The following is a 24,169-nucleotide window of genomic DNA, read 5'->3' as shown; positions in this document are numbered from 1 at the left end:
ATGAAGCGATTCTGAGAGATGCATTAAAATCGGCAGTTTGCACATTAAAGGTAGATTAAATTTTTCAGAGGCCGCTCCGGGACGTGGTATGATGACGGTGTAACCCCGACGAGAAAGGAGGAGCATCATGGAATATACGAGGCCGTCCCGGCCGGCCTTTCGCGGCACGGCCCATGAAATCGTATCGGAACTGCTGGTTTACGCCGCCGATTCCGGCGCCAGCGACATTCACATCGAGCCGATGGACCGGGCCGTTCGTATCCGCCTGCGCCGCGACGGCGTGCTGATGTCCGTAGGAGAGTTGCCGGCGGAACGACTCGACGCGGTGACGGCGCGCATCAAGATTTTGGCCAGCCTGGATATTGCCAACAAGCGCCTGCCGCAGGACGGGCGATTCGTCTGGCCCGATGGACGCCGTCCCATCGACATGCGCGTCAGTACGATGCCGACGATTCGCGGCGAAAAGACGGTCATCCGATTGCTGGACGCCGGCCAGGTAACGCTGAATCTGGACTGCCTGGGCCTTGGCGACGATGTGGCGGCGTTGCTGCGGCAGCTGACGAAGCGGAGCAGCGGGCTGTTTTTGTACAGCGGCGCGACGGGCAGCGGCAAGACGACGACCTTATACGCCGCCCTGCAGGAGCTGCACCGGCCGGAAGTGAGCATCGCTACGCTGGAAGATCCAGTGGAGTATAAATTGGAAGGCGTCTGCCAAAGCCAGATCCATGTAAAAAGCGGATTGGAATTTCACAACGGCCTGCGGGCTCTGCTGCGTCAGGATCCGGATATCCTGGTCATCGGCGAAATCCGCGACGTCGAGACGGCCCGCATCGCCATCCGCGCGGCCTTGACGGGGCACCTCGTATTCAGCACCCTCCATGCGGCCAGCGCGGCGGAGGCGCCGATACGATTAATCGACATGGGCATCGCACCGTATTTAGTTGCCGACGCCCTCATCGGCATTACGTCACAGCGCCTGGCCCGCCGCTTGTGCAGCCGATGCCGCAGGCAGGAACGGTCCGGCAGCCCGTCGGCCTTTGTGCATCAAGGATGCGGACACTGCTTTCACAGCGGGTATGACGGCCGGTTCTGCTTGTGCGAAGTGCTGCCTGTAGGAGAACACGTCAAAGCCCGTATCCGAAAAAACGGAAGCGCTTCTGATATCGCAGGGGCTGCGGCTCTGGATGGTGCCATATTTACGAAATCCCTGGTGCAGCGGGCTTTAGCCGAGGGCTGGACCGACATAGAGGAAATCGGCCGCGTGTACAATGTAGGAGACGAAGTATGGACATAGCTGCTGTACTCGCCGCCGCCGTCCAATCGCAAGCATCGGACATTCACTTGCAGGAAGGCCGGCTGCCTTTGCTGCGCCTGGGGGCAGAGCTATTTCCCTGGGGAAATCATCGTGTAGGAGGTGAAGATATTTCCGCGTGGCTGCAGGCCTTAGGCCAGCCCTTTGACGGACGGCCCTATGTGTCGACGGCATTTTCCTGGGACGGGCGCGTCCGCTGCCGCCTTCATGGCAGCCGCGAGCAAGCCGGCGTTCACGTCGTCGTGCGGATACTGTATCCCCTCGATACGCTGCCGCCTGACGGTGACGAACTATTGCTGCGGCGGCTGAGCGGACTGGACGACGGCCTCGTGCTGGTATGCGGGCCGACGGGGAGCGGCAAGACGACAGCCTTATGGCGAATACTGTGCTGGGCGAATGCCAACCGCCGCTGCCACATCATTACGCTGGAAGATCCCATTGAATATGTCGTGCCGGGGGAGCTGGCCCTTATCAGCCAGCGGGAATATGGGATTCACTTCCAGTCCTTTGCCGAAGGGGTACGGGAAGCGCTGCGCCAGGACCCGGATATACTGCTTGTCGGCGAAATGCGCGACAGGGAGACCATGGATGCGGCATTGACGGCGGCGGAAACGGGGCATCTCGTCTTCGCTACCCTTCATACCCGCTCGGCAGCGCAGGCCGTCAGCCGCATGGCCGGAGCCTATGCCGGCGCGGAACAGGAAGAGATGCGCTGCCGCCTGGCTATGGTACTGCAGGGAATCTTGGCTCAGCGCCGGCGCGATGGAGCTGACGGCGCTTATATTGCCAGGGAGATCTTGCTGCATACGCCGGCCGTCGCTCAACTCATCCGCAGCGGCAGGGAGCATCAGCTGGCGACAGTTATGCAGACCGGCGCGGCCCTGGGGATGCGGACGATGGAACAAGCGCTGCAGCGGCATAGGCGGAATCTGATATGAAACGATTTGTTGTGACATGCACCGACATGCACGGACGGAAAATGACATACAAGCTGACGGCTCCCAGCTCGGAAGCGGTTCGCGCCATGGCTCGGCGTCGTTCCTGGCAAATCATGGCGATGGAAGAAACGACGCCCCTTTTGGATTTTGTATTCCGCCTCCGCCCTTTTTCCTATAAGACCTTGTCTCTCTTGTTTTACCAGCTGGGCGCGATGACCCGGGCCGGCATTCCCTTTGTGCAGGCCTGCCGGCTTTTATTGCACGACGTGACGAGCAAAAAGCAGCGTCAGGCTATGAAGCTGGCCGTCGACTATATGGAAAAAGGAATGGCCGTGTCGGAAGCTTTAGGGCAGACCGGGTTATTTCCTTCGCTGGTCTGCCGCATTGTCAGTGCCGGCGAGCGGGCCGGCAATTTGGAGCAGATGCTGTATCTTCTGGGCCAATATTACGAGCAGGCAGATAAGCAGCGCCGTTTTCTGATGGACGCCTTATCGTATCCGCTGTTTCTCCTGCTCTGTACGACGGCTATGACAGTCGGCATCGTCGCGTTTATCCTGCCGGTGTTTGAAGCTATGTTTAACCAGATGCAGATGCCGCTGCCGGCGATGACGGCGTATATGCTGGCCGGGGCGCATATACTGCAGTTTTACGGCGCTGCGCTGGCCGCAGGAGCTGTTGCGGGTATTGCGTCGCTGCTCCTTTTGCTGCGCCGTCCCGGTGTGCGGCGATATGCAGAAGACAAGCTGTTTTCCCTTTCGGCATTGCGGCGTCTGTGCGTGATTTTTTGCTGGCAGCGGTTCAGCCAAATACTGGCCGTGCAGATACGCTGCGGCATTCCCTTGCTGGACGCCTTGGACGATGGAGCTGCCGTCGTGCCCGTCGATTGGTTTCGTCGGGCCGTAAATCAGGCGGCGCGGCGGTTGGAAAACGGCAGCTCCTTCAGCCAGGCCGTGCGATTAGGCCAATTCGGCACGCTGTATATCGAGACGATGCTTTTAGTCGGGGAAACGACGGGGCGGTATGAAGATGCCCTGCAGGCTGTTTCCGAGTATTACCAGTGGCGCATCCAGTCGCGTCTGTCCGTCGTACAGCGTTTGGCAGGGCCTTTGATGCTCCTTGGCGTCGGCGCTGTTATAGGAACACTTGTCATCTCATGTATGTTGCCGCTGCTGGATATGGCGGCAGGCATGGTACCGTAAGAAATGAAAGGAGAGTTGTGTATATGTTCATTCGCATTCGTTTATGGTTATCTCCGTCCCGACGGAGAAAAAACGGGTTTTCTCTGCTGGAAATGCTGGTGGTTGTCAGCATCATTTTGATTTTAGCTACCGTAGCCGTGCCGAAGTTTACGTCAGCCGGGAAAACGGCGAAAATTGCCAAGATTGAAGCCGACTTGCACACGATCAGCAACGCGGCGGCGCTGTATGAAGTCGAAACCGGCGCGTATCCCGACTCCGTCGATGACCTGGTAAAGAAAGGAAGCTCCGGCAAAGCCTATCTCCAGTCCAAGCCGACATTGCCGGACGGAACGGAGTACAGCATTAACAGCGAAGGCGTCGTATCCGGCGTATTTGACGGCGTGACCTATGATTCGGCGGCCAGCCATCGGACGACAGCTGCGGAGAGCGGCTGATGACTGAGATATGACCGGCGATATGGCTGCCGCTTTGAGCTGGGGATACGGAATATGGCTGGCGGTCATGGCCTTATGCACGATTGTCGTCATCTATACGGATATATCCTGGTATTGGATTCCCGATGGGATTGTATGCGTTGCGGCGTTGGCAAACGGGGCCGCCGTAGCAGGCGGCCTCGTAGCTCCCTGCAGTGCAGTCAGCATCGGGTTTGCCTTGTCCTTTGCCCTGCTGTACTTTCTGTATCCGCAGGGCATCGGCAGCGGCGACGTCAAGCTGGCGGCGGCCCTGTGCCTGGGCTGCAGCGGCTCGACGGCCTATATTATGACGACGGCCGCGTTCCTGTCCGCTTTGATTGGGGCGGCTGCGTGGCGGCTCTATGCCCGAAAGAACTGCATTCCCTTCGGCCCGTTTTTGTGGATAGGATGGTGGATAGCCTTTGCGGCAGGAGAAGAACTTATGGCCTGGATGGCTGGCTAATGCATGCCGGCGGCGCGAAAACGGCTATCTGTTGACGGAATACCTTGTACTGCTCGGATTGCTGGGGTTATTTTTTACATTGGCGATGCCTAAGATGACCTGGGATTCCCACCGTTATGCTGTAGACGTCATGACGCGGGAAATCGCCGTCGACCTGCAGCGCATGCGCCAGCATTCCCTGACGAACGGGACGGCCGATATGGACGGATGGACGTTGTCGCTGCGAAAAGACAAATATGTCATCATGCAGCGGTATACTGTCCATAAAACGAGGATATATCCGAAGGGGATTACGATTCCTACCGGAAAAAACGGACGAAAGGACTTTACGTTTGATGGCAAAGGAAGACCGCAGAGCGATATGGAGCTTACTGTCGCCAGTTCCGGCGCACAGCCTTATGAAAAGAAAATCATCGTGGCCGCTCAGACCGGCCGTATCCGCATCGAATAAGAAAAACGGATTTCTGCTGGCCGATGCCGTGACGGCGTCTGTTATCGGAATTCTCCTCTTTACGCCGGCGTTGATGCTGACGGCCCAGGCCGTTTCGGCTTACCGGCAGGCCCGCCATATTATCGGAGCTGCTGCTGCAGGGCGGTCGGAGATGGAAGAACTGCGCGGAGAAGACAGGAATTTTTCTTTGCAGAAAGAGGTGACGGGGCCGCGCGGCACGTATACGCTGCGCAGCCAGGCTGAGAATGTAGACGGCCTGTATATTCGATACAGAGTGGAGGTGCAGGACCCTGATGGAGGCGTTCACGTTTTTATCCGCCTGGCGGAATCGGAAGAAAGCTAATGGGTTCGTGCTGACCGAACTCGTCGCGGCACTGGCCGTCGCAGCTATCGTCATGACGGCGCTTCTGCCGATGCTGGTGCAGACGGCGGCAAACTGCCGCTACGGCGAAAGCTGGGAAGAACTATCCCGACAGGGCATGGTGATGGAAGAAACGATATTCGGCGTACTGCGTTTTGCCCGGAATATCGAGGTATCGCCTAAGACGGTACGGTGCTGCGACGAACAAAACGGGCTGACAGGATTTTCTGTCAAAAACGGACGGGTATATCGTTTGCTGAGCAACGGCAGCGAACAGCCTCTGACGGGTTCGGTAAACGCCGGGCTGCGGGAAGACCGCATCAGCGTGCGTTCTCAGGGTGACAGGCCCTATTTTTCCGCCGATGGAGAAAAAATACACGTTTATATTGAGCTGTACGACGCCTATACGGGACAATCCTGGCCCTGCGTGCTGACCGTTACGCCGCTGCCTTGCCAATGGGAGGATGCGGCATGAGACGAAAAAACGGGTATATGACGTTCTGCATCTTGGCGCTGGGAACGGCGGCGCTGCTGCTGGCTGCGTCGGCTGCGCATTTATCTGCCCAATACGTCCGGTCTGCCCGTCAATACGAAGAAGCCGTTCAGTTATCCTATGCTTCGGAAAGCGCCCTGCTGGTGAGCTGGCGCGACTTGCGCAGCCGGCGGTGGCAGGATGTGCCGGAACGGCGGACGTGGGCTTTTAACGATGTATGGGGGATTGCCGAAGGAGGACAGCGCATAGAAATCCAGTGTGTTGCATCGCCATATTCTCTGCCGTTCAACGGCGTGCTGCGCGCGTCGGCCGTGTCGGATCATACCCTTTTGAAGCGAACCTGCGCCCTGCAGTTCCGGGTGCAGAAAGGCGACGACGGCAGCGCCTCTTTCGCTGTCCGGCAAATTGTGTATTAAGGAGGGCAAATGAATGAGTATAGTCCAAGGATATCGGGCCTACATATGGCTGTCGCAGCGGCACATATATGTTTTGAAAACGGAAACGAGCTGGTACGGCGGCGTCCGGAGCCGGCAGCTCTGCCTTTATGATTGTCCTGGCGACTGGCTCGCATGGCCTGAGAAAATAAAGAAGTGCCTGAGAGATATTATTGCTGTATATGGATTGCAGGATTATACGACGTATCTTCTGCTCAGCGGCCCGTCTTTACTGTGGAAAGAGCTGAAGCTGGCGACGAAACGGAAGGAAGAGGCGCGAAGCATGGTCGTATGGGATGAGGCGATTGGCGACGGCAGCACGGCGTACGCCTTTGATTTAGCCCGAACTGCAGAACCGCCTGAGGGAGGCCTGTACGGCTGGATGAGCGCCGCCTATCCTTACGATATGGTAACAGATATGATTCAGACGCTGCGGTCCGGGAATTGCTGCGTCAGGAGAATTGACGTTCTTCCGGCGGCGGCAGGACGCCTCTGTCCGTCCGGGACTGGCATTTTATATCTGTGCGAACCGGCGCTGATTCATGTGGTTCAGCTGAAGTCGGGAGTTCCCTTATCCTATGCCTGCACTTCGGCGCTGCCGGAAGAAGGCCGGATTTGGCAAGAAGCGCAGGAACAGATGCATCATGGGGTGTGGTACGACGAAGAGAAAGGAATGTGGTCTATTCCGCCGGTGTCGGAGTCTGTGAAGCGAGATATGGATCGGTGGGAATTAGTATATCCGGCTGCCGTACTGGCAGCGTATTAGGAGCAGCGTATGGAATTCAATTTAATCCCTCAGGAGCAGCGCCCTTCGTCATGGTCCTTGTTGGCGCTGCGGTTGAGTAAAAAGCTTGCTGCGCTGCTGGTCGTCGTGACTCTGGCCGTCGGCGCAGCCGGTGCGATCTTTCAGATGCGGACGATTTGGGAACAAGAACGGTTTACGGATCAGGCTTTTCCTATTCAGAAACGTATTGTGCAGCAAAATGAGTGGGAACGAAAGCTGCACGAGTTGAAAGAGCGGCACGACGAAGACCAACGAAATCGGCTTCATTGGCCGGAAATTCTCGTGTGCCTTGCCGATACCAAGCCGGAAGGCGCATTTGTAGAAAAAATCGAAATGCGCCGCCATGTGTTGTCAATATCTGGTATGGCAAATGAAGTCGGCACCGAGAGAAAATGGCAGGACGCCCTGCGTCGCCAGCCTTCTGTACGTTCGGTTTCGGCCAGCCGTATGAAGCAGGCGGGACAGACGGCGGAAACGGCGTTTCAGCTGGAGGTAGAATGGGCGAATGATGAACAAGATACTTCACGACAAAAGGCATAAACAAGTCCTTTGGTATATCCTTCTGGTACTGCTTTTGATGTCCTCCGTCCATTGTGCCTACTGGTACCGGCAATGGCAAGCGTGGAAGACCGTTAACAACCGCATTTGTTCCTATAAAACGGCAATGGAGTGGAAAGATCGGGAAGACATTATCAGGAAATGGCAGGGAACCGATGAAGACGCACTGAACGTCGTACAGCGGCAGGCCGATGCGTGCGGCTTACAAGTACTGTCGTTTTATACCTCGCCGCAGGAAAAAAGCCGATATAATGTAGAATTAAGCGGGTTTTACGGGAGCTATATTCATTTTTTCAATCAAATGGAACGAGAAGGCCCCTTTTTCTCCGTTTCTTTAGAGCGTATGGAACGATGCGGCGACGCCGTATTGGCTGTCATAAAAATTTAAATATATATTTTAGAGACATACTCCTCATGCAGACTAATATATTTGATATTTGTCTGGATGAGGAGTATTTTTTAATAATTATTATTGTCGTTTGGTCTAATCGGGCTATTTTTATGTCTGATTGGAGTAGATTTTTTTTCATATCCTTGGTATCATATACGTGCATTTTATTATATGAATACAATAATCAATATCTTAAAAATGATCAGTAAAGGAGATGGATAACAGTGGCGCAAAAAAACATGAAAAGTGCTGAAAAAGGTACATGGGAAAGCGTAGCGTGCACTCTGGGGTTATGGGTTATTTTCGTTTCTGCCGCCGCGTTATGCATATAAGATTTGTAAGCGGCAAAGTGTATCAAGGCATCATCGCATTTATATAAGTTAGTAACTATAATCATTAAGGAGTGTAACAAATGGAAGGATTCGCGTATTTTCTGCATTTATTTCACAGCGGCGGCCTGGTTATGTATCCGCTGCTGGCCTTATCTATTTTTACGGTAGCCATTGCGATTGAACGGTTTTACTATTACCGGGCCAATCGTCGGGATTCGAAAAAGTTTTTTACTGGTGTTGATCATGCTATTCGTGATCAGCAATGGGATACGGCGGAAAATTTCTGCCGGAAATTCCCTACGGCTATCAGCCGCATTATTGCCAGCGGCCTCCGGCATAAGGATGATGAAAAAGCCATGAAAGATGCTTTCAATGAACAGATGACGATTGAATCCATCGCCTTTCGCCGCTATCTCGATTACCTCAGCGCTATCGTCACGATTGCGCCGCTTCTCGGGCTTCTCGGCACAGTAACGGGCATGATCAGCACGTTCAGCGTTTTAGACAGCGGCGCTGGCGCCACGGCGATTACCGGCGGTGTCGGTGAAGCTCTTATTGCGACGGCGTCGGGACTGTGCGTCGCGATTATCGCTTTCTGCGTATATACCTACTTCGACCATCAGCTGGACACCATTGTGACGGATACGGAAAAGCTGTGCCTTACTGTAGTGAACGCCAGAAATGCAAGGTAGGAGGTAAGGCTGATGTTTACGAATGTCAGGATGAAAAAGAAACCGGCTTTTATGATCATTCCGATGATTGATATTATCTTTTTCCTGCTTGTGTTTTTTATGATGAACAGCCTGCAGACCGTAGCGCAGAAGGCCTTGTCCGTCCAGCTCCCTCAGGCTCAGAGCGCGTCGGCGCCTGTGCAGATGCCCATTATCCTGACGGTTGATGCGGAAGGGCATATTACGATGGATAATCGTCCTGTCAGCTTTGACGAAGCATCGGAACGGATGAAGCGACACATGGCAGAAAATGCCAACGCCGCTGTGATTCTGCAAGCCGACCGCCGTACGGCTCATGGTCAGGTAGTCGCTGTCATGGATATGTTGAAATCTGCTGGTGTTAAGCGTCTGGCCATCGCTGCAGAACAGAAGGGATGACGCCTATGCGGGAAATTTCATGGATACGAGCTTATGCCGGCTCGGCAGTAGTCCACCTGCTTGTCGTAGGCGCGGCAGCTATGTTTCTTGCCGGAGCTGTGATGCAGCAGGAACAACAGCAGATGTATGTCATAGATTTAGACACCAGCGAACTGTCTAGTGCTGGAAGCGGGCATGCCGGCGGCAGCGGCGGCGAACTGTTTCCGGAAAAGCTGTCTGAAACAGCCGTAGCCGAGCGTGTGGCGCAAATAGATGCCAGCCAATCGGCTGTTATGCCTCATCCGCAGTTGTCAGATGCCGTGCCGGAACCGGCTCCTAGCAGTCAGCCCGCTCCGGCTGCCGCCAGTTCGTCTGCTGCTGGCGGAGGTGGTGTCGGCAGCAGTGCGGGGGCTGGCAGCGGTACGGGTACTGGCTCAGGCGTCGGAGACGGGACGGGCGATGGCCAGGGCTATGGAGAAGGCGTCGGCGACGGTCAGGGTAGCGGTTACAGCGGTGCAGAAGGGACCGGTTCATCGCCGTTTGATTCCGATGGATTCTGGTCTGCTGTCAACGCCAATAAATCCTATCCGCCTATGGCTGTCCGCCGCGGTTTGACTGGTTCCGTTACCGTTACAGTTACGCTGGACAGCAGCGGAAACTGCGTCAATGCCTATGTATCCGGCTCATCGGGACAGAGTATTTTGGATAAGGCAGCTCTCAACGCTGTATATGCCGCCTGCCCGTATCCGAATGCCAGCGGGCAGGATGTAACGGTAAACGTGCCCGTTACCTTTAATTTGAATTAATTCCCCTGGTTTGTCGGATCGTTTTTTTTAGTCAGGAGACACAGAGCCGAAGACATGAGATTCGTATCCATTATAAAAAATTATGCCATAAAAGGAGAGTGTATGTATGAAAACGATCGTTTTGTACTCGACGCGTACAGGAAATACGAAAAAGGTGGCCGAAGCAATTGCCGAAGCCCTGCCGGCAGGGACGCCTTGCCTTTCCGTTAAAGAGGCGCCGGCTGATATTGACCGCTGCGACTGCGTGTTCCTCGGATTTTGGGTGGACCGCGGTACGGCAGATAAGGATTCGCAGGACATGCTGAAAAAACTGAAGAATAAGCATGTCGCTATATTTGCAACGTTAGGAGCCGATCCGAAGTCGGAACATGCGGCGAAGAGCCTGGATAACGGCGCGGCCTTTCTGCCGAAAGGCGTCCATGTCGCCGGTACGTTTATCTGCCAGGGCGCAGTAGACCCCAAGCTTATTGAAATGATGTACAAGCAGTTCCCAGCTGGCCATCCCCACGGCAAATCGCCGGAACGGGACGCCCTTCATGCCGAAGCAGCCAAGCATCCCGATGCTGCTGATTTGGAAAATGCCAAAGCTTTTGCGGCAGATGTCATGAAGAAGCTTGCTGCGGAATAAGGGAGACACTCATATGAGTTTAGAAGAATTATTTCACAGCCTGCCGCCAGAGCAGCGCATTTTCCAATTCGGTGCGGAAACGGACAGCCCGCTGACGGACGCGTTTCCGCGCAAACGCGTCGTTCATGCCGGCCTGCACGGCACGGTTGTCCCGCCTGATGAATCACAGCAGGTTTGGCAGCGCATCATGGCGTCTGCACCGGCTAAAAAGGACATCCAGACGGCGTATATACATATTCCGTTCTGCAAGACTAAATGCCTGTACTGCGGATTTTTTCAAAATGGGACGAATCAGGACGTAGAAGATCATTATGTGGACTGCCTGATTCAGGAACTGGAAGCCTCTGCCGACTTACCGCGCTTAAAGGACAGCCTTATTCATGCTGTATTTATCGGCGGCGGTACGCCGACATCCTTGTCTCCGAAAAATGCCGGACGGCTGCTGCAGGCGATTTGCCGCTGCCTGCCCTTGGCCAATGATTACGAGCTGACTTTGGAAGGGCGTGTTCATGATCTGGTACCGGAAAAGATGGACGTTTGGCTGGCAAATGGTGTAAACCGCATGTCTTTGGGCGTTCAGTCCTTTCATACGGATATCCGCCGTTCTGTCGGCCGACTGGACGATGAAGAAACGGTATTGAAAAATCTGCGGAGCCTTCTCGATTACAACCAGTGTGCTGTCGTCGTCGACCTCATTTACGGTCTGCCCGGTCAGGACATGCAGGTCTGGAAGGAAGATTTGGATCTGCTGATTCAGTCCGGCGTAGACGGCGCTGATTTGTATCAGCTCAACGTTTTTGACGGCAGCGATTTGAATAAGGCCATTGCCCGCGGCGCGCTGCCGCCGGCAGCGACGACGGATTACCAGGCCGGCATGTTTGCCTTTGCCAAGGCCTATCTGGAACAGCGGGCGTATCGCCGCCTGAATGTCTGCCATTGGAGCTGCAGCAACCGTGAGCGGAGCCTGTACAATACACTGGCCCGCTCCGGTTCGTCCATGTTCCCCTTCGGCAGCGGCGCCGGAGGCAGCGTAGACGGCTATTCAACGATGCTTCACCGGTCCATTGCACCGTATGAAATGTTTGTCGAAGCAGGCAAAAAGCCCTTTATGGCTCTCATGAAGCAGTCGCCGCTGCAGCCGATTGTCGATGCGGTGCAGAACCAGCTGGAAATGTGCTATATGGATTTAAATAAAATATACGCCTTTGACGACAAGCTGAAAGATCTGGAATGGCTGTATAAGCTGTGGGAAACACGCGGTCTTGTAACATATAACGGCGTCATGTATACGCTGACGGATGCTGGTCAGTTCTGGCAGGTCAACATCACGCAGACGACGCTGGAATGCATCCAGTACCTCATGACTGGGAAAAATGCCATGGTGATGGAACGCGTAGCTGCGCAAGATTCGAAGAAAACTGCGTCTATGGTAGAGGCCATGAAGCGGATGAAAGCTATGAGCGGCACGCCCAGCGTGGAAGCTATGAAAAAAATGGCTGAAGCCATGCGCCATATGAGTCAGGATGAGATTCAAGCCATTATGAAGCAAATGAAAAATCACTCATAGATAGCTGCACTCCTCTGTGTAAAGACTGCAACGAAGATCTGTTGCAGTCTTTGCCGTATCTAATCGCGTGAAAAATATAACATATACGCAAGTGTGATATTGACAATCTATATCATAAAATTCATAATAAAGAGTAGGAGATATGGAAAATTGGCTGCGTGACAATCCAGAAGGGGGAAGCAATCATGAATACTCTTTGCCTATATTACGAAAACGCTGCGGCACGGCGCGTTGCCGTCATGATCGGCAGTATACTCAGCATGAGCCGGTATGCGGAATGCCGGGAAGACGTATCGCTGCGCCAATATAAGCGGATTTTGCTGGTTTTGACGGAAAAACAGGCGGTACAGCCCTTGGCAGAGATCGTACAGTATGCGGAGCCAGATACAACATGGGGACTCATTGTCATTGGTGATAATGAATTGTCGGTACAGAGGCTGCGTAGTCAGGCTGAAATGCTGCTGAAACGGCCTATCGCCTTGTCTGCGTTTATTCCGGCGAGTGACGTTACAGAAGGGGTCATACGTGCTGCTGAGACAATACAGCCGCCTCCGGCTGCTGTACCGGACAGCGACAGTACGGCATGGCAGGCATTAGAAACGTTCCTGACGAGTCATACTACGGGCGTTTTAGCTACCGGATGGGGACGGAATATTCGGACGACGCCGATTGAGTACGTATATTGGCATAAAAAAATATACCTGTTCAGCGAAGGCGGACGAAAATTTGCGAATATATATCGTGATCCGCATGTCAGTTTTTCCGTATGCGAGCCATTTTCCGATTTTTCCCATTTGGCAGGACTGCAGCTGAGCGGCACGGCACAGATTCTCGAACCACAGGACGAAGGCTATGCTGCGGCCGCGGCGGCCAAGGGTATTGCTGAAAAACGGCTGCGTAAAATGCCCGTCGTTCTCCATGTCATTGAGATTTCTCCGTCTGAAGCTGTCTTTCTTTGGGGGCAATTTGCCAGAGAGGGAAAAGCTGTGCGTCAGGTATATCGATTTTAGTTTAAATTAGAGCTGGTTATTCAAGAAAGGGTGCAGTATAATAATGGATACTATGCGGATGATCGAATCTTCTGAAGAGAGGGTTGTGTTTGAAATACAAAATAATACGGGTACGGCACGTCTGACGTCGTATCCCGTATATCCGGGCATCGATCTCGTCTATATAGACGCGCATATTGAATCCTTTTCCTGCCGGAGCCATCCCGTAACGCAGGGCTTGTTCGCTGTCAATCATTGTGAGGAAGGCCGTATAGAGTGTAATTTTCAGAACGGCGAATTTCTCTATATGGGGCCAGGCGATATGTCTATTGGCTGGCGGCATCATCAGGAATATTGTCATTCTATTTTCTTTCCTTCGTCTCATTATCATGGCCTGTCTATTTTATGCTCTGTATCCAAGGCGCAGCCTGTCGTTTCCCGGCTGTTGGAGGACGACGGCGATTTGACGGCCTTATGCAGCCGTTTTTGCCGGGAATCGGATTTCGGCCTTATTATGAAAGAAAACAATGACATGCAGCATTTGTTTGAAGAACTGTACCGTGTGCCGGAAGGTATTCGACGCCGGTATTGCCAGCTTAAAATCTTGGAAATATTTTTGTTCCTCGGGACAATCGAGCCGGAACGAAACCAATACGTTTACGTGACGAAGCGGCAAGTTGATATCGTTAAGGCGATCCATTTGGAACTATTAGAAAATCTGACGACAAAGAAACGAGTAGAAGAACTTGCCGCAGAGCATCATATTGCGCCGACGACGTTGAAACGGTGCTTTAAAAGCGTTTACGGCAGCTCCATCGGCCAGCATTTGCAGGAACTGCGGGTCAGCGAGGCGATGCGCATGCTTGCCGAAACGGAAGACAGCATCCTACAGATAGCCAATCGCGTAGGTTACGCAAACAGCAGTAAATTTTCCGTGCTGTTTCAGAAAATGACCGGCATGCTTCCGCGAGAGTACCGAAAATCATTGCGAAAATAAAGGGCAGGCAATACTGTGCGTTTCGGCGGATAGATTGAGGAGGGCGTTATGACCGATATTGCCATTGGGCTTTTCATTCCCTTTTTAGGGACGACCTTGGGAGCAGCATGTGTGTATGGTATAAGAGGTCCGCTGCCGCAAGGCATACAGCGGGCTCTGACAGGATTTGCAGCTGGTGTGATGACTGCTGCGTCGGTATGGAGTCTGCTCATTCCAGCTATGAATCAAGTCTCTTCATGGGGGAAATGGGCCTTTGTGCCGGCGGCTGCCGGTTTTTGGCTCGGCGTAGGCATGCTGCTTCTTCTAGACCGCTGGGTGCCGCACCTTCACCTGAACAGCGATGAGCCGGAAGGGATGCGGGCACATTTGAAAAAGACGACTATGCTCGTATTGGCTGTTACGCTGCACAACATTCCGGAAGGCATGGCTGTAGGCGTCGTGTATGCTGCGTTTTTGTCGGGGCAGGAAGGAATAAGCCTGGCTGGTGCTATTGCCTTATCGCTGGGGATCGCGATCCAGAATTTTCCGGAAGGAGCCATTATTTCTATGCCTCTGCGCTCTGCCGGCCTGTCGTCTCATCGGGCCTTTGCCGGAGGGATGCTGTCGGGCATCGTCGAGCCCGTCGGCGCCGTCGCGACGATTTGCCTGACCAGTCTCGTTGTGCCGCTGCTGCCGTACCTGCTGAGCCTGGCTGCCGGTGCGATGATGTACGTCGTCGTGGAAGAACTGATTCCGGAAATGTCTTTCGGAAAACATTCTAACGTTGGCGCTCTTTCCTTTTCGTTAGGGTTTACCGTCATGATGGCTCTGGATGTCGCTTTAGGATAATTATTATTTATTAACATAACGAAATGGGTTATTTTTATGTCTATTTGGAGTAGAAAACAAGGAAGAATCCTGCTATAGTTATAGATAGTGATTATCATTTCTTTAATAAAATGCAACTCATATCATATAACGTATGTCTTGGGGAGGGATTTGATTGCGCAAAGTAATTTTATATGTCGCAGCAGCTTTTGTTATCTGCTTGTTCGGCGGCATCGTATACATGATGACACAGGGCGGAATAGCAGCGTCAACGGCAGCCATGCGGCAGGTGACGGACAGTACGGGTGAGACAATGGAGATCCCGGAGCATCCGCAGCGTGTTGTCTTTTTAAATGCGTCCAACATGGATATGTACGTTGCAGCCGGCGGGGCGTCGCAGGTTGTCGGCAGGCCGACGTCGCAGTCGCTGTCGCCGGAACTGGCAAAAGCCGTCGCTGACGTGCCGGAAATCGGGATTATTCATTCGCCGAATATCGAAAAAATATTGTCCTTAAAACCCGATTTGGTCATCGGCGTCAACGTGCCGTTCCATAATCAGCTGCGGGAAACGATGAAGCAGAATCATATTCCGCTGTATATCAATTCGCTGGACAATTACGAGGACACGCTGAAAACGATGAAGTTTTTTGGCGAATTGACCGGCAATACGGCAAAAGCCCAGGAAGAGACGGACAGAATTGTCAAGCAGTGCCGTGATGCTGTCGCTATGACTGAAGGCAAGACGGGCCCGCGGACACTGATTTTGTTCAGCAACCCGGACAGCAACAGCATGGCCAGCAGCGAGACATTTTCCGGCGATTTGCTGCAGCGCCTTCACGGTGTAAATATTGCCGAACTGGATACATCCCTGACGGGCCAGTTTATTCCTCTCAGTTTGGAATACGTCGTCAAGCAGGACCCGGAAGTCGTCTTCATCATTTCCATGGGTAATACACCGGAAAATCTGGCTCGCTTCAAGGAACAAATGCAGACGAATGAAGCGTGGAGTCAGACGTCGGCAGTTAAAAACGGCCGCATTTATGATCTGCCTATGGAGCTGTTTACTGTCAATCCGGGCAGCAACATCGGCGAGGCTATGGAATATATGGCAGATTGCCTGTACGGGCAGGGAGGTATCTGATGGAGCGTGCCGTAGAACAAGATAACCGCGGCGTCGTCCGCATGACGACGCTCTGCGCCGGCCTGATACTGCTGATGCTGTCTCTGGCATTAGGCATTGCCGCCGGCGCGGTACATATTTCTTTGTCGGATATATATCAGGCTGTCGTCGCGCCGGGACAGACAGATAACTACCGCATTATTTATACGCTGCGCATGCCTCGGGCAATCTGTGCGGCCTTAGCCGGCGCTAACCTGGCCTTGTCGGGATGTATCCTGCAGGGAATTCTGCGCAACCCGCTGGCTGACCCGGGTATTATCGGCATTTCGGCCGGCGCCGGTCTGGCGGCCATGGCCCTCATGCTTATTGCGCCGACCTTTACGAGTTTCGTACCCTTTGCAGCCTTTATCGGTGCTATGTTTGCCGCGGCTGTCGTCTTTTTCCTTGCCTACGAGCGGGGCGTCAATCCGCTGCGTCTCGTCTTAGCCGGCGTAGCCGTGGCGGCGTTTTTTGGCGGCGGCATGACGGCCCTGTCGGTATTTTTCTCCGATAAGATTCAGGGAACCGTATCGTGGATGGCCGGCGGTTTTGCCGGCAGCAACTGGTCGTACGTCCGCATGATTCTGCCGTACAGCCTGCTGGGCATCGTCGGGACTCTATGCTACTACCGAAGACTCAATGCTCTCCAGCTGGGCGATGACGTAGCTAAAACGTTAGGTGTTAATACGGAGCGTACTCGTGCTGTCCTCGTTGCTTTGGCGGCTCTGCTGGCCGCATCGGCAGTCAGCGTAGCCGGTCTGCTTGGCTTTGTCGGTCTCATCGTGCCTCATGTCATGCGCCTTATCGTCGGTTCGGACTTTGAAGCCCTTCTGCCGTGCTCGGCATTGTTCGGCGCCGTATTGGTCGTCGTAGCCGATGTAGCGGCCCGGACGCTGTTCAGTCCTGTAGAAGTGCCTGTGGGCATTTTCATGTCCTTCATCGGCGCGCCGTTCTTCTTATACTTGCTGAAACGGAGGATGGGTCAGTCATGAGTACGATTACGACAAACCATTTACGCCTGCAGTACGGCGAACGAGTTATAGCGGAAGACCTAACCATAGCCTTTGACCAACCGGAAATCGTGTCGATTATCGGCCCGAACGGCTCAGGTAAATCGACGCTTCTGAAATCACTGGCGCGGCTTCTCGTGCCGACGGGCGGCGCCGTATATCTGGACGGGCAGGATCTCAAAGACGTGTCGATGGACAAAATCGCCCGTACCATTTCCATGCTGCCCCAGTCGGCCAGCGCACCGGGAGATATGACCGTGCGGGATTTGGTTACATATGGCCGCTTGCCCTATCAGGGATTATTTTCAAAACTAAACGATTTAGATATTGCGGCCATTAACAGCGCGTTAAAGGCGACGGAGATGGAGCGTTTACAGCACAGCCGCTTGTCTGCCTTATCAGGCGGCGAACGGCAGCGAGCCTGGCTGTCTATGGCCTTGGCCAAGGAGCCGCAAATCCTCCTTCTCGACGAGCCGACGACATATCTGGATATCCGCCATCAGCTGGCTCTGATGGAGCTCGTCGTGCATTTGTATCAGACCATGCACATTATCGTCATCATGGTCATGCATGATTTAAACCACGCAGCTCGTTACAGCCATCGCCTCGTCGCCGTAAAGAAAGGAAATATCGTGGCTGACGGCCCTGTAGCCGATGTGTTCCGACAGGATATACTGGAGCCTCTTTACGGTATCCGCGCCGTCGTCACGACGGTACAAGAAGAAAACGGCGCGTATCTGGCCTGCTTCCCGTACGCTGCCGTATAAATTCGGTTAATAACGCTTTGGCGTTTATTATACATATCTTTTATTCATTTCATAATAACGTACTCTGTCATCAGGAAAATATTCCAGACAGACACCATGTTCAAAGATGAAGGGGAGGTTTTATTTCATGGATTCATTTTCATCATCTAAAAAATGTATGCTGACCTTAGCTGTATTGTGCGCCGTAGGCGGCAGCCTGCCGGTCATGGCCGCGCCTGCTGACGGCGACGTTGTGAGGACAAAAGACGTCATCGTTACCGCTACGCGTACGGAAGAAGAAGTTAAAGTTGTTCCGCAGAATGTAGAAGTCATTACGTCCGAAGATATTGAAAAACTCGGCGCGACCGACGTATATCAGGCATTGAAGCTGGCCAGCAATGTCGATGTGACCCGTGCCGGCATGGCAGGCCACAACGTCATGATCCGCGGCATGAGCACCAACCATACGCTGATTTTGGTCAACGGCATGCGCCGTGCCGGTGAAGATACGAGCGTTACGCAGAATGTATATGCCCTCGACCGTCTCAGCTTATCCGACATCGAACGCATTGAAATCGTCCGCGGCCCGGCGTCGGCCCAGTACGGATCGGATGCTCTCGGCGGCGTCATCAATATCATTACAAAGAAATCTGGTGTAAAACCGTCCGTTACAGTCGGCGCATCGACCGGTACGAGCAGTATCAATAACTACTACCATATCAATTTCGGCAAGCAGGGAAATTTCAGCGGCAGCTTGGATATGCGCTTTTCTAAATTAAGAAAGCAAATGTTTGAAGACTCCGACGGCAGCAATTACTACGGCCCGACGCAGGACTTTCATTTCGACGGCAATTTCGACTTGGGCAGAAATCAGAATTTAAATGTAAATTTAGGTTATTATCATGAACAAACAGCGGCCGATTATATTGATGAGTCTATGATGGGGTATGTTACCAGCAAAGATAAAAAAGAATGGTACGATTTTTCACGCAAAGATTTTAGCCTAGCGTGGACTGGCAAGACCCCTAAAAACGACTGGATGATTCGGACCTATTACAGCTATTTGGATAAAGACAATAATTTATATAATAACCGGCCTTCGTTAGGGATGATGGAAGGTATGCTTGGCGGAATGTTCCCCAAATACGACTGGGATAAGTCAAAATATAAGTTATTCGGTATTGAAGGCAAGGATACTATGGCTATTGGCGAGGACCATTTGCTGACGTTTGGCGCGGAATACCGCACCAATAAAGTAGAAGGGACTCGTATGGGCAACGGCGGCGATAACGTCCATAGTGAAGATCGCTGGGGCAATGGCGTTCTGAAAACCAAAGATTATTCAGAAAAAGAAGTCGATACATATGCCGCTTATATTCAGGACGAATGGATGGTCAATGATAAGCTGCTGATTATTCCATCTGTCCGTTATGACCACGACAGCTCGTTCGGCGGAGAAACGACGCCTAAAATTGGTGCGACTTATTTCCTTAATGACCACAACCGTTTCAAAGCGAACTGGGGCAAGAGCTTCAAGGCTCCGACAATCAGCGAATTGTATATGAGTATGACTCGTGCTATGGGGCCGGCAACGGTAACTGTTTTGGGGAATCCTGATTTGCAGCCGGAAGAAGCGGAATCGTGGGATATTAGTTACGAATACGACGACGACAAAACGTGGGGAAAAATCACGTATTTTGAAAACGACGTCAAGAACTTGATTACATCTCATGCCTTAGATGCCGATGGATATGTCAATGAATATATCAACGTCAACAGAGCACAAATCAATGGCGTGGAATTGGAATTGGGACATCACTTCAATAAGAATTGGACAGTCAAGGCGACGAGCAACTGGTTAGATGCCGTTGATAAAGCTGATGATTCTCGTTTGGATAATCGTGCGAAGAATATTACGACGCTCCAGCTCATGTACGATGACTTAGATCCTTATGGATACAGCGTCGTTTTGTGGAACCAGTGGGTGAATAAATATCGCTATACTACTGGCGGAACGATGGGTGGAATGAGCGGAAACAGCGAATCAAAAGACGCCACGTATTCGACATTCAACGTAACAGTTAACAAAAAATTCGGTAAGGGAAATCGTATTTTTGCCGGCTGCGATAATATTTTTGATGAAAAGAATACGAACGCCTACCTCTACGGACGCACATGGGTAGCCGGCGCAGAATGGATGTTCTAATTTCCAGCAAAGCAGGAATTTCTCATGAACATATCACGTACACTACGACTCCTCTCCCTCTTGACGGCTATGACCGTCTTCTCTGCGGCAGGAATGGCCGGAGCGGCTGCTCCGGCTCCTGCAGCGGAGAAGGCGCCGGCCGTCGTATGGATAGACGGAGCGACAAAGAAAGCCGTATCGACAGCAGAGATGCTGGACGGCTTAAAAGAGTATCAAGTTATCTTTTTCGGTGAATTTCACGACAGCCAGCCTATACATGACGCCGAGCTGGACGTGCTGAAAGGCTTGCATGACCTGCACGGCGATAAGCTGGTTTTATCCATGGAAATGTTTGAACGGGACGTACAGACCACGATGGACGATTATTTAGCCGGAACGCTGAGCGAGGAGCTGTTCTTGTCTCAATCGCGGCCTTGGCCTCAGTATATGACGGCCTATAAGCCCATGGCAGAATTCGCCAAGGAGAAGGGGATTCCCGTGCTGACGGGCAATATTCCCCGGCGCATGGCCGCGGCGTACGCCAAAGCCCGCAGTCTCGACGGCGTGGCGGCAGCCGACAAGCGCTATTTGCCTAAAGTCCATGCCGCCGGTTCCGATGCGTATCGGACGAAATTCGCCGCGACGATGGCCGGCATGAACAATATGCCCGGCGGCATGAATGTACCCGAAGCGATGATACAGCCTATGTTTATGGCCCAGTGCCTCAAGGACGATGCCATGGCAGAAAGCATAGCCGAGTATCTGGATGATCATGGCGATGCCATCGTGTATCATGTCGTCGGTAATTTCCACAGCGAAGGCCATTTGGGAGCCGTAGAAAAGCTGCACGGTCTGCGGCCTGACTTAAAAATTGCCGTCATCAACGCCGTACATTACGACCCGGCAGCTGAGTCGGCAGCAGACGCTGCCAGCGCTCATGCCGACGGCGGCGAATACTTAGCATTGGAAACGGCTCACGGGGCATAAATTACAAGTTTCACCGTATAGATTTTAACAGGGCCTTGCCGAAAGGGGCTGTCCGCCATGGAGCGGCTCCTTGGGCAAGCCTTGTTTTTTGTGGAGGAGGATGCATGAAGCGATTGTGGGCGTGTTATGCGCCGTATCATACCATCTTATTCTTCGTCATTGCCGGCTCGGTTCTGACGGCAGGGCTGGAAATTTCCTTTCCCATGATTGTCCGTTATATCCTGGAGGATATCCTGCCTGCCGGCGACATGCTGCGATTAGTGCATACGGCAGCTGTTTTGTTTATTCTTTACGTCGTCTGTCTGTGCTCGTCCTTCTGCGTGTCGTACTTTGGCCGCAGTATGGGCACGCACATCGAAAACGACTTGCGGTGCCGCTTGTTTTCCCATATCGAGTCCATGAGCTTTTCGTTTTTTGACAATGCCAAGACAGGGCAGCTCTTGTCCCGCATTATCAGCGACATTTCAGAAATAGGCGACTTGGTGTTTCAGATGCCGAATCTCATTATGGTCTGCCTGATTACGATGTGCGGCAGCGCTTTTTTTCTGTTTTATATCAATTGGCAGCTGGCTATTTTTGTTTTATTTCTCATTTTGCTGAAAACGGCGGGAACAATGATTCTCAATCGCCGCATGAAGGAAACCTTTCGCACTGCCAGAGAAAAAATGGGACTCGTCAGCTCTCAGGCTATGGAAAGCCTGAACGCCATCCGCCTCGTCCAATCGTTCTGTAATGAAGCCGTAGAACTGAAAAAGTTTGTCGCCGCCAGCGACAAGCTGCGGCGGGCCCAGCAGCGGACCTTTATGTTTGAAGCTTATTTGACAAGCAGCATTATCTTTTTTTCTAATCTGACGAATTTGGTTATCATCGCCGCCGGAAGCTTTTTTATCATGCTCGGCGTCATGAGTCTGGGCGATCTCGTGGCCTTTCTCATGTACCTCATGGTGTTTATCCGGCCCATCATGCAGCTGACTATGCTGACAGAGCGATACCAGAGGGGATTGGCCGGGTATCGGCGGTATGAAGAGCTCATGGCCGTTGCGCCGGCCGTTGCTGATGGTGCAGATGCCGTCGCGGCCGGGACGATAGAAGGCCGGGTAGCCTTTGAAGACGTCAGCTTTTCCTATAATGGGAAGGACCCGGTGCTGCGGCGGTTTTCCCTGGATATTCCCCGCGGCAAGACTGTCGCCATCGTCGGGCCTACCGGCGCAGGGAAGTCCAGTGTGGCCAGCCTGCTCCTGCGGTTTTACGATATTCAAGCGGGATGTATTACTCTGGACGGAAGGGATATCCGGCAGTATACACTGTCGTCACTGCGGCGGAGCATCGGCATTGTGCAGCAGGACGTATTTCTCTTTTCTGATTCGATTCGTGAAAATATTGCCTATGGCCGGCCCGATGCGACGGAGCAGGAGATCATCGAAGCGGCAAAGCTGGCTGACGCCCATGAATTCATCATGAAGTTGCCCGACGGATACGACAGCGCCATCGGCGAACGGGGCGTTAAGCTGTCAGGAGGGCAAAAACAGCGCTTGGCTATTGCCCGCGTTTTCCTTAAAAATCCGCCTGTCCTTATTTTGGACGAAGCGACGTCGGCTCTGGACAACGAGACAGAGCGGAAAATACAGCAGGCTCTGCAGGATTTGTCTCATAACCGGACGACGTTGGTCATTGCTCATCGGCTGGCGACGATTCGCCACGCCGACCGCATCGTCGTCTTGACAAAGGACGGTATTTGCGAAGAGGGAACCCACGACGAGCTCATGGAATGCAAAGGACTGTATTACGATTTGTATATGTCACAGTTTGACAAATAAAAAAGCGCTAATCTTGACAGGAAAGGGGCCCTTTGATAAGATAAACATGAAAAAAAGGCGCTACACCGACAAACGGTTACGCCAAAATTAAAGCTCAGTAGAAATAACTGCCTTCACTTTGCGACGGAGAATGGCGGTTATTTCTTTATGTGCTGCAATACGAGCATAAAGAGGATCAACAGTACAATCGCAGCATTGATGGAGTCCGGAGTCATATGCAACACGCCAATCTAGGAGTTTGATTTAACCGCCTGCCGTGCGGTGTAGTGCCTCGCCCATATTTGTATAAAATTGATTGTCATGGAGTCAACAAAAGCTGGATTAGAATTCAATGAGAAGCTGACTGCAAGGGAATTTGTTCCATTGCAGCCGGCTTTTTTTATTTGTGTGAAACATAACGAACAAAGGGGAAACTGTATTTGCCTGATAAAGAGCCGCAGCGGCATTGTACAGAAAATAATAAGAGGGATTGCCTTTTTTATATAATTTTATTTTGCAAAATATGATAGTGAAAATTAGTATAAAGTGTTGACAGATGATATGTATTTTTGTATACTAATGCCATGGTAATGAAGTTTGTTATCAAAATCAGAAGGGATGTGTGAGTATTATTTACGGAGCATGAAAGGAGCGAGGTAAATGAGTGTTGTCATAGTTGGTGGAAATGATTGCATGGTGTGTCAGTATAAGACTATTTGTAAAAAATATTCTTATAAGGCTAAGGTTTTTACGCAGGTTCCGAGTGATTTTAAATCGAAAATCGGTTCGCCGGACCTGGTTGTATTGTTTACAAGCACAGTTAGCCACAGTATGGTGCGCTGCGCCCTCAAAGAAGCGCAGCGGAAGAACGTAGAGGTCGTTCGGTCCCATACGAGCAGTGCTAACTCGCTTAAAAGTATATTAGAATCTCGGGCAGAACGCTGTAGCTGTGGTTAGGCGCTCCGCCAAGAGAAGGGGAGGCAGCAATATGAATGTTATTGCATTATCAGACATGCAGGTCGGTGATTCGGGTATTGTCGAAGCCCTGCAGGGCCGAGGCAATATCCAGCATCGGCTGGTTGACATGGGCGTCGTCAAGGGCACCCGCATTACCGTAGTGAAAAAGGCTCCGCTGGGCGATCCTATTGAAGTCAAAGTAAAGGGATGCGCCCTGGCGCTGCGCATGAACGAAGCAGCTATGATCAGCGTAGCTGTGGAAGGGGGAAATTAGTAGGT

At 52.5% G+C, this 24,169-nt stretch carries 28 protein-coding genes; all 28 read left to right on the top strand.

Going from position 1 to position 24,169, the window contains the following annotated elements; genetic code table 11:
* Positions 1 to 127: 127 nt before the first annotated feature.
* A complete protein-coding gene (locus DKB62_RS02075) occupies positions 128 to 1,294 on the top strand; it encodes a GspE/PulE family protein (protein WP_107195889.1) in 1,167 nt (388 codons plus the stop codon).
* Complete coding sequence (locus DKB62_RS02070) at positions 1,285 to 2,250, top strand: type IV pilus twitching motility protein PilT (RefSeq protein WP_087477128.1); 966 nt, start codon at positions 1,285 to 1,287, stop codon at positions 2,248 to 2,250. Before DKB62_RS02075 ends, DKB62_RS02070 begins: the two co-directional genes overlap by 10 nt.
* On the top strand, positions 2,247 to 3,449 hold the full coding sequence (locus DKB62_RS02065) for a type II secretion system F family protein (protein WP_107195890.1): 1,203 nt from the start codon (positions 2,247 to 2,249) through the stop codon (positions 3,447 to 3,449). Before DKB62_RS02070 ends, DKB62_RS02065 begins: the two co-directional genes overlap by 4 nt.
* Before the next feature lie 23 nt (positions 3,450 to 3,472).
* Entirely contained in the window at positions 3,473 to 3,883 is a 411-nt protein-coding gene (locus DKB62_RS02060; RefSeq protein WP_087477126.1) for a competence type IV pilus major pilin ComGC, read from the top strand.
* Positions 3,884 to 3,893: 10 nt separating this feature from the next.
* A complete protein-coding gene (locus DKB62_RS02055) occupies positions 3,894 to 4,364 on the top strand; it encodes a prepilin peptidase (RefSeq protein WP_087477125.1) in 471 nt (156 codons plus the stop codon).
* A gap of 58 nt (positions 4,365 to 4,422) precedes the next feature.
* Positions 4,423 to 4,815: a hypothetical protein gene (locus tag DKB62_RS02050; protein WP_162860280.1), complete on the top strand. Its 393-nt coding sequence runs from the start codon at positions 4,423 to 4,425 to the stop codon at positions 4,813 to 4,815.
* A complete protein-coding gene (locus DKB62_RS02045) occupies positions 4,763 to 5,158 on the top strand; it encodes a hypothetical protein (RefSeq protein WP_095629835.1) in 396 nt (131 codons plus the stop codon). The genes DKB62_RS02050 and DKB62_RS02045 overlap by 53 nt, the downstream gene beginning before the upstream one ends.
* On the top strand, positions 5,109 to 5,651 hold the full coding sequence (locus DKB62_RS02040) for a hypothetical protein (protein WP_157949680.1): 543 nt from the start codon (positions 5,109 to 5,111) through the stop codon (positions 5,649 to 5,651). Before DKB62_RS02045 ends, DKB62_RS02040 begins: the two co-directional genes overlap by 50 nt.
* Entirely contained in the window at positions 5,648 to 6,085 is a 438-nt protein-coding gene (locus DKB62_RS02035) for a hypothetical protein (protein ID WP_087477121.1), read from the top strand. The genes DKB62_RS02040 and DKB62_RS02035 overlap by 4 nt, the downstream gene beginning before the upstream one ends.
* A 13-nt stretch (positions 6,086 to 6,098) precedes the next feature.
* A complete protein-coding gene (locus tag DKB62_RS02030; RefSeq protein WP_087477120.1) occupies positions 6,099 to 6,869 on the top strand; it encodes a hypothetical protein in 771 nt (256 codons plus the stop codon).
* 9 nt (positions 6,870 to 6,878) lie between these two features.
* The gene (locus tag DKB62_RS02025) at positions 6,879 to 7,427 is read left to right on the top strand and encodes a hypothetical protein (protein ID WP_107195892.1); all 549 of its coding nucleotides are present in this window, start codon (positions 6,879 to 6,881) and stop codon (positions 7,425 to 7,427) included.
* A 124-nt stretch (positions 7,428 to 7,551) separates the two neighbouring features.
* Entirely contained in the window at positions 7,552 to 7,833 is a 282-nt protein-coding gene (locus tag DKB62_RS12505) for a hypothetical protein (protein WP_157949681.1), read from the top strand.
* Positions 7,834 to 8,248: 415 nt separating this feature from the next.
* Positions 8,249 to 8,860 (top strand): MotA/TolQ/ExbB proton channel family protein, encoded by a 612-nt coding sequence (locus DKB62_RS02015; protein WP_095629838.1) that lies wholly within the window; start codon positions 8,249 to 8,251, stop codon positions 8,858 to 8,860.
* Positions 8,861 to 8,872: 12 nt separating this feature from the next.
* Positions 8,873 to 9,277 (top strand): ExbD/TolR family protein, encoded by a 405-nt coding sequence (locus DKB62_RS02010; RefSeq protein WP_087477116.1) that lies wholly within the window; start codon positions 8,873 to 8,875, stop codon positions 9,275 to 9,277.
* A gap of 5 nt (positions 9,278 to 9,282) precedes the next feature.
* Positions 9,283 to 10,062, top strand: coding sequence for an energy transducer TonB (locus tag DKB62_RS12870; RefSeq protein ID WP_107195894.1), 780 nt, complete (start codon positions 9,283 to 9,285; stop codon positions 10,060 to 10,062).
* A gap of 106 nt (positions 10,063 to 10,168) precedes the next feature.
* Complete coding sequence (locus tag DKB62_RS02000) at positions 10,169 to 10,690, top strand: flavodoxin family protein (protein WP_087477114.1); 522 nt, start codon at positions 10,169 to 10,171, stop codon at positions 10,688 to 10,690.
* A gap of 13 nt (positions 10,691 to 10,703) precedes the next feature.
* Positions 10,704 to 12,257, top strand: a complete 1,554-nt coding sequence (hutW, locus tag DKB62_RS01995) for a heme anaerobic degradation radical SAM methyltransferase ChuW/HutW (RefSeq protein ID WP_087477113.1) — start codon at positions 10,704 to 10,706, stop codon at positions 12,255 to 12,257.
* Between the two features lie 185 nt (positions 12,258 to 12,442).
* The gene (locus DKB62_RS01990) at positions 12,443 to 13,267 is read left to right on the top strand and encodes a pyridoxamine 5'-phosphate oxidase family protein (protein ID WP_107195895.1); all 825 of its coding nucleotides are present in this window, start codon (positions 12,443 to 12,445) and stop codon (positions 13,265 to 13,267) included.
* Positions 13,268 to 13,310: 43 nt separating this feature from the next.
* Positions 13,311 to 14,243: a helix-turn-helix domain-containing protein gene (locus DKB62_RS01985; protein WP_107195896.1), complete on the top strand. Its 933-nt coding sequence runs from the start codon at positions 13,311 to 13,313 to the stop codon at positions 14,241 to 14,243.
* A gap of 48 nt (positions 14,244 to 14,291) precedes the next feature.
* A complete protein-coding gene (locus DKB62_RS01980; RefSeq protein ID WP_107195897.1) occupies positions 14,292 to 15,071 on the top strand; it encodes a ZIP family metal transporter in 780 nt (259 codons plus the stop codon).
* A 154-nt stretch (positions 15,072 to 15,225) separates the two neighbouring features.
* Positions 15,226 to 16,191 carry an ABC transporter substrate-binding protein gene (locus DKB62_RS01975; protein WP_107195898.1) on the top strand — a complete coding sequence of 322 codons (966 nt, stop codon included), beginning with the start codon at positions 15,226 to 15,228 and terminating at the stop codon, positions 16,189 to 16,191.
* Complete coding sequence (locus tag DKB62_RS01970; RefSeq protein WP_095629846.1) at positions 16,191 to 17,201, top strand: FecCD family ABC transporter permease; 1,011 nt, start codon at positions 16,191 to 16,193, stop codon at positions 17,199 to 17,201. Before DKB62_RS01975 ends, DKB62_RS01970 begins: the two co-directional genes overlap by 1 nt.
* Positions 17,198 to 17,986 carry an ABC transporter ATP-binding protein gene (locus DKB62_RS01965; RefSeq protein ID WP_107195899.1) on the top strand — a complete coding sequence of 263 codons (789 nt, stop codon included), beginning with the start codon at positions 17,198 to 17,200 and terminating at the stop codon, positions 17,984 to 17,986. The genes DKB62_RS01970 and DKB62_RS01965 overlap by 4 nt, the downstream gene beginning before the upstream one ends.
* A 127-nt stretch (positions 17,987 to 18,113) precedes the next feature.
* Positions 18,114 to 20,171: a TonB-dependent receptor plug domain-containing protein gene (locus tag DKB62_RS01960; RefSeq protein ID WP_107195900.1), complete on the top strand. Its 2,058-nt coding sequence runs from the start codon at positions 18,114 to 18,116 to the stop codon at positions 20,169 to 20,171.
* A gap of 24 nt (positions 20,172 to 20,195) precedes the next feature.
* Positions 20,196 to 21,137 carry a ChaN family lipoprotein gene (locus DKB62_RS01955; protein ID WP_107195901.1) on the top strand — a complete coding sequence of 314 codons (942 nt, stop codon included), beginning with the start codon at positions 20,196 to 20,198 and terminating at the stop codon, positions 21,135 to 21,137.
* Positions 21,138 to 21,241: 104 nt separating this feature from the next.
* Positions 21,242 to 22,954, top strand: a complete 1,713-nt coding sequence (locus DKB62_RS01950; protein ID WP_107195902.1) for an ABC transporter ATP-binding protein — start codon at positions 21,242 to 21,244, stop codon at positions 22,952 to 22,954.
* 639 nt (positions 22,955 to 23,593) lie between these two features.
* A complete protein-coding gene (locus tag DKB62_RS01945; protein WP_107195903.1) occupies positions 23,594 to 23,890 on the top strand; it encodes a DUF2325 domain-containing protein in 297 nt (98 codons plus the stop codon).
* Positions 23,891 to 23,921: 31 nt separating this feature from the next.
* The gene (locus DKB62_RS01940) at positions 23,922 to 24,164 is read left to right on the top strand and encodes a FeoA family protein (RefSeq protein ID WP_107195904.1); all 243 of its coding nucleotides are present in this window, start codon (positions 23,922 to 23,924) and stop codon (positions 24,162 to 24,164) included.
* Positions 24,165 to 24,169 lie beyond the last annotated feature (5 nt).

Source organism: Megasphaera stantonii (assembly GCF_003367905.1).
Taxonomy (GTDB): Bacteria; Bacillota; Negativicutes; order Veillonellales; family Megasphaeraceae; genus Megasphaera; species Megasphaera stantonii.
The sequence above is the reverse complement of the archived record's forward strand: the minus strand, read 5'-3'. Positions and strand labels throughout refer to the sequence as shown.